Here is an 11292-nt window from a genome sequence, read left to right on the forward strand (position 1 = left end):
TTCTGGGACTAAGCTGGCAGCCTTTTTTAAAGTAAGGGAGTCCGGATGATGAAGGCGCGTATCCAGTGGGCAGGTGAAGCCATGTTTCTCGGTGAATCGGGCAGTGGCCATGTCGTGGTCATGGACGGCCCACCCGAGGCCGGCGGGCGTAACCTGGGTGTACGGCCTATGGAAATGCTCTTGTTGGGCCTGGGTGGCTGCAGCAACTTCGATGTGGTCAGCATCCTGAAAAAATCCCGTCAGGCGGTGGAAAGCTGCGAAGCATTCCTTGAAGCCGAGCGCGCCAGCGAAGATCCCAAAGTGTTTACCAAGATCCACCTGAATTTCGTGGTCAAAGGTCGCGGGCTCAAGGATGCTCAAGTGAAGCGCGCCGTAGAGCTATCGGCAGAAAAATATTGCTCGGCGTCGATCATGCTGGGTCGTGCGGGTGTTGAAATTACCCATAGCTACGAGATCGTCGAACTCGGCTGATTTATGTCATCGCGGGGCAAGCCCGCTCCTACAGTAGGAGCGGGCTTGCCCCGCGATCGATTAGTCAACGGCGCAGCCCAGGCAGCAGTTGCTCCAGGCCCTTGGGTAGTTGCGCGCGCAAACGTCGACTCAGATCTTCACGGTGCTTCTGATACAGCAGCCCCAGCGCGATAACGCCCAAGCCGATCAGGCTCAGTATCAGCGGGAACAGCAGGGAGTCTTCAAAGACTTCGTACGACAGGTAGCCCAGGTATGCAGCCACGCCCATGGCGCCAAAGACCATGAACATCGGTCGGCGAAGCAATACCGCCAAGCCCATCAGGCCGAGGTTGATCAGGCAGTAAAAGGCTTTGCCCAGCTGGCTGTCGCTTTCCATCAGGCTCAACCCCAGCCAGAAGGCCAGAAGACCGGCAAGGTATCCCCAGAAGGCAAAGTCCTGGCGGGTGCGGCCATCGATCACCAGGAATACAGCCAGCACTACCAGGCCGAACCACAACGACACGGCAAGGCGCTGTTCCCAGTTGAAGGTATGACCGTAGAACCATTCGCTCAGGTCCATGGACATGAACCACAGGGCCAGGGCGATCGGCATGACGATAAAAGGGAAGGGGATCACCCGCAGCATCAGCAAGCCGGCGACAACCGTTGCCGCCTCCATCAGCAGCCAGCCACCTTGCACATAGGTGTAGTAGTTGTGGTAACCGGTCTGGGTGTCGTCAAGCGGCCAGAAACCGGTGAGCCGCTCCACTGCGAACACTGCCAACGGCACAATACTGACTGCAACCGCGCCGAGCACACCGGCAGGGATGATCTGCCCGCGGCGTTGCATGAACAACCCGCCCAGGGTCAGAACGGCAATGTAGGCCACGGCGATCAGCAGCAAGGCGCTGTCGCCGATACGCATCCAGGCCTCGTTGAGCAGCCAGCCCATGGCAGCCATGATCAGCAGGGCGCCGAGGTAGAATGCGACATGAGCCAGCTGGAAGCTGGCCTGCGTGCTCGGTTGGCGCTTGAAAAACTCAAGCAGGGCCTGGTCCTGGCCCGGGTTCAGAACGCCTGCGCTCACCGCGCGGGCCAGGTCCTTGGCATCGAAGCGTTCCGCCATGGCATGTCCTAGATACGGTAGGTGCTTTTGGTCATGACCTTGGCCATCAGGCTCATGCCAAAACGCACGGGGGCAGGGAAGCGGAAGCCGCCAGCCTCCAGGGCTGATTCGGCGTGCTGTTCTTCGTCGACGCGCATCTGTTCAAGGATAGCCCGGGATTTTTCATCTTCGCTCGGAATCTGCTCCAGGTGCTCGTCCAGGTGCTTGCACACCTGATGCTCGGTGGCGGCAACAAAACCCAGGCTGACCTTGTCGCTGACCAGACCGGCCAGTGCGCCGATGCCGAACGACATGCCGTAGAACAGTGGGTTGAGTACGCTTGGATGGCTACCGAGCTGACGGATACGCTGTTCGCACCAGGCCAGGTGGTCAATCTCTTCTTCGGCCGCGTGCTCCATGGCCTTGCGCACTTGTGGCAGCTTGGCGGTCAGGGCCTGCCCCTGATACAGCGCCTGCGCGCAGACTTCACCGGTATGGTTGATACGCATGAGGCCGGCCACGTGACGGGTCTGGGTATCGTCCAGGGTGACATCCGGCTGGATGATGGCCGGTGACGGGCGGGATGGTTGGCCGCTGAAAGGTAGCAAGGTGCGCATGGCGGTATCGGCCTGCAGCAACAAGCGGTCGAGCGGCGAATAGTGACGTTCGGTAGCCATCGGGCACCTCCGCAAGAATGTGCCCGACAGTTTACCGCAATCGAGGTGATCGGGCTTGCCCTGGATCAGCCCGGCGGCCAGTGCATCTGACGCTGACCCAGTACGTGCATGTGGATGTGGTAGACCGTCTGGCCGCCCAGTTCATTGCAGTTCATGACTACGCGGAAACCGTCTTCACAGCCCAGTTCCCTGGCCAGCCGCTGGGCAGTGAACAGGATGTGTCCAGCCAGGCCCTTGTCGTCTTCGGTCAGATCATTGAGTGTGCGGATAGGCTTTTTCGGGATGACCAGAAAATGCACCGGCGCCTGTGGGGCGATATCGTGGAAGGCCAGAACCTGGTCGTCCTCGTAGATGATCTTGGCCGGGATTTCCCGGTTGATGATCTTGGTGAACAGAGTTTCCACTACGGTTGCTCCATGTGAGGGATCGGGCCTGAGTGTACTCAGGCTGGGTATCGACGCCCAGCCCTGCGCAGTCAGCGCGGGCAATAGGCTTGATTGATGGCGCCCGCCAGTTTGCGGGTCATCCAGCGCGACAACAGGCGCGGGCTGAATGCCAGCCAGCGGTTGCGCCGACCGGGAATGATCAGCGCACGGTTCTTGTCCAGGGCACGGACGGTGTACAAGGCGACTTCCTCGGGACTCAGGCAGCGCTGGCCCTTTTCCAAGCGCGGGATGCGCCGTAACGGCGAGCGGACCGGGCCTGGACAAAGTACCGAAACCTTGATGCCGGTGCGTTTGAGTTCTTCACGCAAACCTTCGGAGAAGTGCAACACATACGCCTTGCTCGCCGCATAGCTGCTCATCCATGGCCCTGGAGCAAAGGCTGCGAGGGACGCGACATTGAGGATCTGCCCGCCACCCTGGACGGCCATGGCATTGCCTAGCGCATGGCAAAGTCGGGTCAGGGCGAGAATGTTCACTTCGATCAGGTCCTGTTCGTCGCCCCATTCCTGGGCCAGGAACGGCCCGTAGGAGCGAATGCCGGCGCAGTTGACCAGCAGGTCGATGTGGCGCTCGCTTTCTTCAAGTTCCAGCAGGAAACCGGACAGTCGCAGTGGTTCGCCCAGATCACAGGCGCGAAATAGCACTTCGACGCCAAAACGCTGGGTCAGCTCGATGGCGATGCTTTCCAGTGGGTCACGCTGGCGGGCCACCAGGATCAGATTGCGTCCCCGACGTGCCAGCGCCTCGGCCAGTGCCAGGCCCAGGCCACTGGAGGCACCAGTGATCATGGCGTAACGGGTCATGCAGTTCTCCAATCGGAAAGGGCGGCTAAAGCCCCCAGTTTACAGGTACGGTAGCCCGAGCGCTGCAGGCGGGCCCTAGATTCCGGTTTAGAGTGCGGCGATACCGATAAAGCCCAGGATCAGTAGCGGCCATAGGCAGGCCAGAATCCCCTCGAGGGTACTGTTGGGCACTGGTACTGGGCCAAAGCGGTTGTCTGCGCGACTACCTGGCATCAGTACCAAGATCAAGACAAAGACCAAGCCTATCCAGGGTATCAATCCCAGCCAGCAAAACCAGCCGCTCCAGTTCAGGTCGTGAAGGCGCTGGATGACAGGTAGCATGGTCAGGATCTGGACGATGAGCAAACCAGCGATGACCAGCCGGCCGACCAGAATCGACGGCATTGCGCTGTACACCCCGCTCAGTACAACCAGGCCACTGATCGTTGCTACAGCCAGCGCCAGAGTCCAGGCCAGCAGGCGCACTCGGCCTATTCGCCCCTTCGTGCTCATGAACTTTGGCTTGCTCGAGACTGCAGAGACCAAGGTGGTATTCATACGGGCTTCCTTTGCCTTCGTAATTCATCGGTCAACCCGGCCAGTGCTGGCTCAGGGCTTTGGCCGAGGCTTGTGCCTGGCGATATTCAGTGTCAAGACAGTTAATCAGTTGCTCGACAGCGCACAGTTTGTCGATGGCGCCGACGCCTTGCCCTGCCGACCATACGGTCTTCCAGGCCTTGGCCTCATCACTAATGGGTTTGAGTTTGGTTTCGGTGTGGCTGCGCAGGGCGGCCATGTCGAAACCGGCGTTTTCCAGGCTCTGGCGCATGAAGCTGGCAGGCACCCCGGAAACCGCAGCGGTGTGGATGATATCGGCTGCCTTGGCCGCTAGCATCATTTCTTTGTAGGGGCCTGGGGCCTGGCTTTCGTGAGTGGCGATAAAGCGGGTGCCCAGGTACGCCAGGTCTGCGCCGAGTAGCTGCGCGGCGAGAATTTCATGGCCGCGGTTGATGCAGCCTGCCAGCAGTAACGTCTTGTCGAAGAACTGGCGGATCTCGGCAATCAGCGCGAACGGGCTCCAGGTACCGGCGTGGCCACCGGCACCGGCGGCGACAGCGATCAGTCCATCGACCCCGGCTTCAGCGGCTTTCTCGGCGTGGCGCCGGGTCGTCACGTCATGAAACACCAGACCGCCATAGCTGTGCACGGCATCGACCAGTTCTTTCACGGCACCGAGACTGGTGATGACAATCGGCACCTTGTGTTCGACGCACAGTGCCAGGTCTGCCTGCAGACGCGGATTACTCTGGTGCACGATCAGGTTGACCGCGTAGGGCGCAGGTTTGTCCAGGGCGGCCAGGCCCGTCTCGATTTCCTCGAGCCAGGCCTTGAAGCCGCTACTGTCACGCTGGTTCAGCGCCGGGAAACTGCCGACGATCCCGTTGGCGCAACAGGCCAGCACCAGTTGCGGGTTGGAGATCAGAAACATGGGTGCCGCAACCACCGGCAGACGCAAGCGTTGTTCGAGCAGGGCAGGCAATGACATGGCAGGTATCCCGAGGCTGAGTAAGGGTTTAGGTTAGAACGGTTTGACCACCACCAGAATTACCACGGCCAGCAGGATCAGCACCGGCACTTCATTGAACCAGCGGTAGAACACATGGCTGCGGGTGTTTTCGCCGCGGGCGAAGCGCTTGAGCTGGGCGCCGCACATGTGGTGATAGCCGACCAGCAGGATCACCAGCGTGAGCTTGGCGTGCATCCAGCCCTGGCTGAGAAAGCCCGGGGTCAGGCTCATCAGCCAGATACCGAAGACCAGCGTGGCGATCATCGACGGCAGCATGATGCCGCGATACAGCTTGCGCTCCATGGTCACGAAGCGTTCCTGGCTGGTGCTGTCCTGGCTTTGCGCGTGATAGACAAACAGGCGGGGCAGGTAGAACAGCCCGGCAAACCAGCAGACCACGCTGACGATATGCAGCGCTTTGATCCAGAGAAAAAGCATGGAGTTGAGTTCCTTCAGGGTTCACGGTCGTCAGATAGTAGAGGCTAGGCGCCTGGCGGGCCATCTCAACAGTTGTGGGCGTGTTTCAGGCCCCCTATTATCGTGGGCTTTCCTGTAGGTTCGTTGATAAGGGGCACGCGTTATGGTCAAGGTCGGTATCGTTGGCGGCACGGGTTACACCGGGGTCGAGCTGCTGCGTCTGTTGGCACAGCATCCACAGGCTGAGGTGGCGGTTATCACTTCGCGTTCCGAAGCCGGCCTGGCGGTTGCCGACATGTACCCGAACCTGCGTGGCCATTACGACGGCCTGGCGTTCAGCGTGCCGGACGTGAAAACCCTGGCGGCCTGTGATGTGGTGTTCTTCGCCACCCCTCACGGTGTTGCCCATGCCCTGGCGGGCGAACTGTTGGCGGCAGGCACCAAGGTCATCGACCTGTCTGCTGACTTCCGTCTGCAGGATGCCGATGAGTGGGCCAAATGGTATGGCCAGCCCCATGGCGCTCCGGAATTGCTCAAAGATGCGGTCTATGGCCTGCCGGAAGTCAACCGCGAGCAGATTCGCCAAGCGCGCCTGATCGCCGTACCGGGTTGCTACCCTACTGCAACACAGCTGGGTTTCCTGCCATTGCTGGAGGCTGGTATCGCTGACGCCTCGCGCTTGATCGCCGACTGCAAGTCGGGCGTGAGTGGTGCCGGTCGTGGCGCAGCGGTGGGTTCGCTGTTCTGTGAGGCCGGTGAAAGCATGAAGGCCTACGCCGTCAAAGGTCACCGCCACCTGCCAGAGATTACCCAGGGCCTGCGCCGGGCGGCAGGGAGCGATGTCGGCCTGACCTTCGTTCCGCACCTGACGCCGATGATCCGTGGCATTCATTCCACCCTGTATGCAACGGTTGCCGACACCTCGGTCGACCTGCAGGCGCTGTTCGAAAAACGCTATGCCGATGAACCGTTCGTCGACGTTATGCCCGCCGGCAGCCACCCGGAAACCCGCAGCGTGCGCGGTGCCAACGTCTGCCGTATTGCCGTGCACCGGCCCCAGGGTGGTGATCTGGTTGTCGTACTGTCAGTCATCGACAACCTGGTCAAAGGTGCGTCGGGCCAGGCTGTACAAAACCTCAACATCCTTTTCGGGCTGGATGAGCGCATGGGGCTGTCGCATGCCGGCTTGCTGCCATAAGTATCGTTGCTGATAGCGGGCCCGCCTTGTGCGGGCCTTGTTGTTTTTGCTCGGCACCCAGACGAAAGCCGCACAATTGTTGACCGATTTTCTCGGAGAAGCGGATAATGCGCGTCATCACGCATTATGGCGGCATAGCGCCGGGAGATAGTCAGCATGAGCGTCGAATCCTTCACCCCTGTGGCATTGCAGTTCACTGAGGGTGCAGCGCACAAGGTGAAGACCCTGGTCGATGAAGAAGGCAATGATCGCCTGAAGTTGCGAGTGTTCGTGACCGGGGGCGGTTGCTCGGGTTTTCAATATGGTTTTACTTTTGATGAAGATGTCGCTGAAGACGACACCATCGTCGAGCGCGAAGGGGTGGCCCTGGTGGTCGATCCGATGAGCTTCCAGTACCTGGCAGGAGCCGAAGTGGATTACCAGGAAGGCCTGGAAGGCTCGCGTTTTGTCATCAAGAACCCGAACGCCAGCACCACCTGTGGTTGCGGTTCGTCGTTCTCGATTTGATCGCTGGGTTGCTTGCACCGCAAACGCCGCGCTAATGCGCGGCGTTTTGCTGTGTGCGGTTCAGGCTGGGTAAATCGCGCCAAGCACCCGCAGGCCGCGGGCGCCAGTGACGCTTGGACGATTGCCCGGAATGCCTTGCAGGCAGCAGTGGGAGAGCCAGGCAAAGGCCATGGCTTCGACCCAGTCCGGGTCAATGCCGTGAGCTGCAGTGCTACTGACACGGGCGCGAGGTAGCAGGGCGGCCAGACGGCTCATCAATGTGCCGTTGTGGGCGCCACCCCCACAGACCAGCAATGCCTGGGTGTCTTTCTGGGCTGTCTGCAGCGAGCTGACAATGCTGTGGGCTGTAAGCTCGAGCAGCGTGGCCTGGACATCGGCAGCGGCAATCACCGGCTGTGTGGCCAGGTGGTGCTTGAGCCAGGGCAGGTTGAATACTTCGCGCCCGGTACTCTTCGGGCCGGTACCGGCGAAGAACGGGTCGCTGAGCAGGCTGGCAAGCAGGTCGGCATGCACCTGGCCGCTGGCTGCCCAGGCGCCGTCGGCATCGTAGCTGCGGCCCTGTTTCTCATGAATCCATGCATCAAGCAGAACGTTGCCCGGGCCACAGTCGAAACCACTGACTGGCTTGTCCTGTTCGATCAGACTGAGGTTGCTGAAACCGCCGACGTTGAGTACCGCCAGGCGTTGTCCCTGATGCTCGAACAGTGCCTCATGAAAGGCTGGAACCAGCGGTGCACCCTGGCCTCCTGCGGCCACATCACGGCGCCGAAAATCCCCCACCACGCAGATGCCGCTGAGCTCGGCGAGCAAAGCAGGATTGCCGATCTGCACGGTGAAGCCGCGTGCCGGCTCATGGCGGATGGTCTGACCATGGCTGCCAATGGCGCGAATATCAGCCGGGTTGAGGTTTTGGGCGGCCAGCAGGTGTTCGATACCCTGAGCTGCGAGCGTTACCCACTGTGCTTCTGCCAGCGCAGCGCGGGCGATTTCATCCGGGCCGCTGGCGCACAGGTCCAGCAGGTCCTGGCGCAGGTTGGCGGGCATGGGGATGTAGTGGGTAGCGAGCAGCCGGGTGCTCTGCTCCTGTGCGATCAAGGCGATGTCCAGGCCGTCGAGGCTGGTGCCGGACATCACCCCCAGATAAAGAGCCATTGCTTAGCGCTTGTTGGAAGCGAGCATGGTGGCTTTTTCCTGGTTCATGCGAGCCACCAGTGGCTGGCTCTGCTGCAGGAAGCGTTGACGCTCGGCCTTGGCGATCGGATCGGCCATTGGCAGCTTTTGCCCCAGCGGATCGACGTGGACGCCGTTGACCTGGAACTCATAGTGCAGGTGCGGTCCGGTGGACAGGCCGGTGGTGCCGATATAGCCAATGACCTGGCCCTGCTTGACGGTGCCGCCGGTTTTCACGCCCTTGGCAAAGCCCTGCATGTGGCCGTAGAGGGTCTGGTAGCGGTTGCCATGCTGGATGATTACCGTGTTGCCGTATCCGCCGCGACGTCCGGCGAGCAATACCTTGCCGTCACCGGCAGCCTTGATCGGGGTGCCACGTGGTGCGGCGTAGTCGACACCCTTGTGGGCGCGGATCTTGTTGAGAATCGGGTGCTTGCGACCGGCCGAGAAGCGCGAGCTGATGCGGGCGAAATCAACCGGGGTGCGGATGAAGGCCTTGCGCATGCTGTTGCCGTCGGCGGTGTAGTAGTTGGTATTGCCTTGCTTGTTGGTGTAGCGAACTGCGGTGAAAGTCTTGCCACGGTTGGTGAAACGGGCAGAAAGGATGTTGCCGTTGCCAACCACCTTGCCATCCATGACCTTCTGCTCGTAGATCACATCAAACTCGTCGCCCTGGCGGATATCCTGGGCGAAGTCGATGTCGTAGCCGAAGATCCGTGCCAGATCCATGGTCATGCTGTGAGGCAGGCCGGCGCGCTGACCGGATGCCGACAGCGAACTCTTGATTACACCGTGGGCATAAGCCGAGCGCATCACCGGTTTGCTGACTTCGCGATTGAAGGCGTAACCGTTTGCGCCTTTGGTCAGGCGAATGGTTTCCAGGTTGCTGACCTTGCTGTGCAGGCTGGTCAGCTGACCGTCCTTGTCCAGTTCGATCTGCAGCACTTGACCACTTTTGAGCTGGCTGAACTGTTTCGCCTGTTTGTTACTGCTCAGTACTTCTTGCACTGCGCTGGCCGGCAGGCCGACCTTGGCGAACAGGGTCGACAGGGTGTCGCCACGGCTCACGGTCACTTCGCGATGGCTAGGGTCCTTGGCTGGGGCGGCTTGTACTGGCGCAGGTGCAGCAGCCGGCTCGACCTTGGCGGTCTCCTCGGTGGGCGCAGGGCTGTTGTCGATTTGGGCAAACGGTGAGGCGGTGGATGCCTCTGCGTTCTGCGCCAGTGGTGCGTCCGGTTCTTGCTTGAGCTGCTCGGCAGGGCTCTCCAGCTCGAGGTTCAAGGTGGTTTTCTTGGCTTCTACCTCGCTGGAGGGAAACACCAGCAAGGCCAGACTGAGCAAGGCGGCGATGCCGCTGGCGGCCAACAGATGGCTCTTCGGATAAAGCGGGGGCGCTTTAGGCGGTTCGTTGGTCATAGATGAATTGACTTTGAAATAGATGAATTGGAAAAGATGAATGACATGATGAAGATGAAATAACTGTATAAAATATAACCAAATCCCTTCTAGCGCAAGCGCGCAGACGTCATCAGTCGGCTACGGGGTCACATCCGGGGCAAAAACTTGTAATTGATGGCTGATCTTGTATGGTTGGGGCCCTTTGAATCTGAGCCTGCGGGTCTGTTATGAAGTCGGTTGAAGAGCAGCTAGCGCTGATCAAGCGTGGTGCGGAAGAGGTACTGGTAGAGTCCGAGTTGGTCGAGAAGCTCAAGCGCGGGCAGCCGCTGCGGATCAAGGCGGGTTTTGATCCGACCGCACCCGACCTGCACCTGGGGCATACCGTCCTTATTAACAAGCTGCGCCAGTTCCAGGATCTGGGGCATCAGGTGATTTTCCTGATCGGCGACTTCACCGGCATGATTGGTGATCCGAGCGGCAAGAGCGCCACGCGTCCGCCGCTGACCCGCGAGCAGGTGCTGGATAACGCCGAGACCTATAAACAGCAGGTGTTCAAGATTCTCGACCCGGCCAAGACCGAGGTTGCGTTCAACTCCACCTGGATGGACAAGCTGACGCCGGCTGACTTCATTCGCCTGGCCTCGCAGTACACCGTGGCGCGCATGCTTGAGCGCGACGACTTTGACAAGCGCTACACCAGCAATCAGCCGATTGCCATTCACGAGTTTCTCTACCCGCTGGTGCAGGGCTATGACTCGGTGGCGCTCAAGGCGGATGTCGAACTGGGTGGTACTGATCAGAAGTTCAACCTGCTGATGGGGCGCGAATTGCAGCGCTCCTACGGCCAGGAAGCGCAGAACATCGTGACCATGCCGTTGCTTGAAGGTCTCGATGGCATCAAGAAGATGTCCAAGTCGCTGGGTAACTATGTTGGCATCCAGGAAGCGCCGGGCGTGATGTACAGCAAGCTGGTATCGATCCCTGACACGCTGATGTGGCGTTACTTCGAGCTGCTGAGCTTCCGTTCGATGGACGAGATCGATGCGTTCCGCGCCGATGTGGCGGCCGGTGCGAACCCGCGCGATATCAAGATCAAGCTTGCGGAAGAAATCGTTGCACGCTTCCACGGTGAAGAAGCAGCGGCGAATGCGCATCGCGGTGCAGGCAACCGTATGAAGGATGGTGAGCTGCCGGAAGATCTACCTGAGGTCGAAGTGCTGGCGAGTGAGGAGATGCCGATCTCTGCAATCCTTAATAAGGCGGGCCTGGTGAAGAACTCGGCAGCCGCTCGCGACCTGCTTGCTGCGGGTAGTGTTCGGGTTGATGGCGAAGTGGTTGATCGTGGTTTCGTATTTGCCCTGGGCGCTACTCATGTTTGCCAGGCCGGCAAGAAAGCCTTCGCGCGTATTACTTTGAAGGCTGAGTAACGTACCTATATATAGAGTGGGGCGCAGGTTGTTTTGAAGTACTTTGAAATTAACCCTTGACGCCCCGTTTAATCTCTCTATAATTCGCCCCACTTCCGGCGCAGTCGGAACGGAAAACTCCTTGAGATTCAACGAGTTAGCTGTTCCA

The 11292-nt window shown here is 60.0% G+C and carries 13 protein-coding genes; 4 read left to right on the plus strand and 9 right to left on the minus strand.

The window, feature by feature from the left end; translation table 11 throughout:
* The first annotated feature begins 48 nt into the window (after positions 1–48).
* Positions 49–471 carry an OsmC family protein gene (locus AC07OF_RS09480; protein ID WP_038616192.1) on the plus strand — a complete coding sequence of 141 codons (423 nt, stop codon included), beginning with the start codon at positions 49–51 and terminating at the stop codon, positions 469–471.
* Positions 472–535: 64 nt separating this feature from the next.
* On the opposite strand, the gene AC07OF_RS09485 is transcribed toward AC07OF_RS09480, so the two are convergent.
* From AC07OF_RS09485 to hemJ, 7 genes are all read right to left on the minus strand, one after another.
* The gene (locus tag AC07OF_RS09485) at positions 536–1576 is read right to left on the minus strand and encodes a DUF2157 domain-containing protein (RefSeq protein WP_157190958.1); all 1041 of its coding nucleotides are present in this window, start codon (positions 1574–1576) and stop codon (positions 536–538) included.
* Positions 1577–1584: 8 nt separating this feature from the next.
* Complete coding sequence (gene coq7, locus AC07OF_RS09490) at positions 1585–2232, minus strand: 2-polyprenyl-3-methyl-6-methoxy-1,4-benzoquinone monooxygenase (protein ID WP_038606107.1); 648 nt, start codon at positions 2230–2232, stop codon at positions 1585–1587.
* A gap of 65 nt (positions 2233–2297) precedes the next feature.
* Entirely contained in the window at positions 2298–2636 is a 339-nt protein-coding gene (locus tag AC07OF_RS09495; protein ID WP_107026538.1) for a histidine triad nucleotide-binding protein, read from the minus strand.
* A 71-nt stretch (positions 2637–2707) separates the two neighbouring features.
* A complete protein-coding gene (locus AC07OF_RS09500; RefSeq protein WP_157190959.1) occupies positions 2708–3481 on the minus strand; it encodes an SDR family NAD(P)-dependent oxidoreductase in 774 nt (257 codons plus the stop codon).
* Between the two features lie 87 nt (positions 3482–3568).
* Positions 3569–4018 carry a DUF805 domain-containing protein gene (locus tag AC07OF_RS09505; RefSeq protein ID WP_157190960.1) on the minus strand — a complete coding sequence of 150 codons (450 nt, stop codon included), beginning with the start codon at positions 4016–4018 and terminating at the stop codon, positions 3569–3571.
* Positions 4019–4049: 31 nt separating this feature from the next.
* On the minus strand, positions 4050–5006 hold the full coding sequence (locus AC07OF_RS09510) for an NAD(P)H-dependent flavin oxidoreductase (RefSeq protein ID WP_157190961.1): 957 nt from the start codon (positions 5004–5006) through the stop codon (positions 4050–4052).
* 33 nt (positions 5007–5039) lie between these two features.
* The gene (gene hemJ, locus AC07OF_RS09515; RefSeq protein WP_157190962.1) at positions 5040–5465 is read right to left on the minus strand and encodes a protoporphyrinogen oxidase HemJ; all 426 of its coding nucleotides are present in this window, start codon (positions 5463–5465) and stop codon (positions 5040–5042) included.
* 142 nt (positions 5466–5607) lie between these two features.
* On the opposite strand from hemJ, the gene argC reads away from it, so the two are divergent.
* Positions 5608–6642, plus strand: coding sequence for an N-acetyl-gamma-glutamyl-phosphate reductase (gene argC, locus AC07OF_RS09520; RefSeq protein WP_157190963.1), 1035 nt, complete (start codon positions 5608–5610; stop codon positions 6640–6642).
* Between the two features lie 156 nt (positions 6643–6798).
* Positions 6799–7149 (plus strand): iron-sulfur cluster insertion protein ErpA, encoded by a 351-nt coding sequence (gene erpA, locus AC07OF_RS09525; RefSeq protein ID WP_028942121.1) that lies wholly within the window; start codon positions 6799–6801, stop codon positions 7147–7149.
* Positions 7150–7209: 60 nt separating this feature from the next.
* Here erpA and AC07OF_RS09530 read toward each other — a convergent pair whose 3' ends face one another.
* Together AC07OF_RS09530 and AC07OF_RS09535 are read right to left on the minus strand one after the other, a co-directional pair.
* Positions 7210–8301 (minus strand): anhydro-N-acetylmuramic acid kinase, encoded by a 1092-nt coding sequence (locus AC07OF_RS09530; RefSeq protein WP_157190964.1) that lies wholly within the window; start codon positions 8299–8301, stop codon positions 7210–7212.
* A gap of 3 nt (positions 8302–8304) precedes the next feature.
* A complete protein-coding gene (locus AC07OF_RS09535; protein ID WP_157190965.1) occupies positions 8305–9735 on the minus strand; it encodes a peptidoglycan DD-metalloendopeptidase family protein in 1431 nt (476 codons plus the stop codon).
* A gap of 209 nt (positions 9736–9944) precedes the next feature.
* On the opposite strand from AC07OF_RS09535, the gene tyrS reads away from it, so the two are divergent.
* A complete protein-coding gene (gene tyrS / locus AC07OF_RS09540; RefSeq protein ID WP_157190966.1) occupies positions 9945–11144 on the plus strand; it encodes a tyrosine--tRNA ligase in 1200 nt (399 codons plus the stop codon).
* Positions 11145–11292: the final 148 nt, after the last annotated feature.

This window comes from Pseudomonas sp. GW821-FHT10B02 (assembly GCF_059415665.1).

Coding starts and splice junctions, on each gene's coding strand:
- coq7 (WP_038606107.1), bottom strand. CDS start 2,232: ATGGCTACCGAACGTCACTATTCGCCGCTCGACCGCTTGTTGCTGCAG.
- AC07OF_RS09480 (WP_038616192.1), top strand. CDS start 49: ATGAAGGCGCGTATCCAGTGGGCAGGTGAAGCCATGTTTCTCGGTGAA.
- AC07OF_RS09505 (WP_157190960.1), bottom strand. CDS start 4,018: ATGAATACCACCTTGGTCTCTGCAGTCTCGAGCAAGCCAAAGTTCATG.
- hemJ (WP_157190962.1), bottom strand. CDS start 5,465: ATGCTTTTTCTCTGGATCAAAGCGCTGCATATCGTCAGCGTGGTCTGC.
- tyrS (WP_157190966.1), top strand. CDS start 9,945: ATGAAGTCGGTTGAAGAGCAGCTAGCGCTGATCAAGCGTGGTGCGGAA.
- AC07OF_RS09535 (WP_157190965.1), bottom strand. CDS start 9,735: ATGACCAACGAACCGCCTAAAGCGCCCCCGCTTTATCCGAAGAGCCAT.
- AC07OF_RS09485 (WP_157190958.1), bottom strand. CDS start 1,576: ATGGCGGAACGCTTCGATGCCAAGGACCTGGCCCGCGCGGTGAGCGCA.
- AC07OF_RS09500 (WP_157190959.1), bottom strand. CDS start 3,481: ATGACCCGTTACGCCATGATCACTGGTGCCTCCAGTGGCCTGGGCCTG.
- erpA (WP_028942121.1), top strand. CDS start 6,799: ATGAGCGTCGAATCCTTCACCCCTGTGGCATTGCAGTTCACTGAGGGT.
- AC07OF_RS09510 (WP_157190961.1), bottom strand. CDS start 5,006: ATGTCATTGCCTGCCCTGCTCGAACAACGCTTGCGTCTGCCGGTGGTT.
- AC07OF_RS09530 (WP_157190964.1), bottom strand. CDS start 8,301: ATGGCTCTTTATCTGGGGGTGATGTCCGGCACCAGCCTCGACGGCCTG.
- argC (WP_157190963.1), top strand. CDS start 5,608: ATGGTCAAGGTCGGTATCGTTGGCGGCACGGGTTACACCGGGGTCGAG.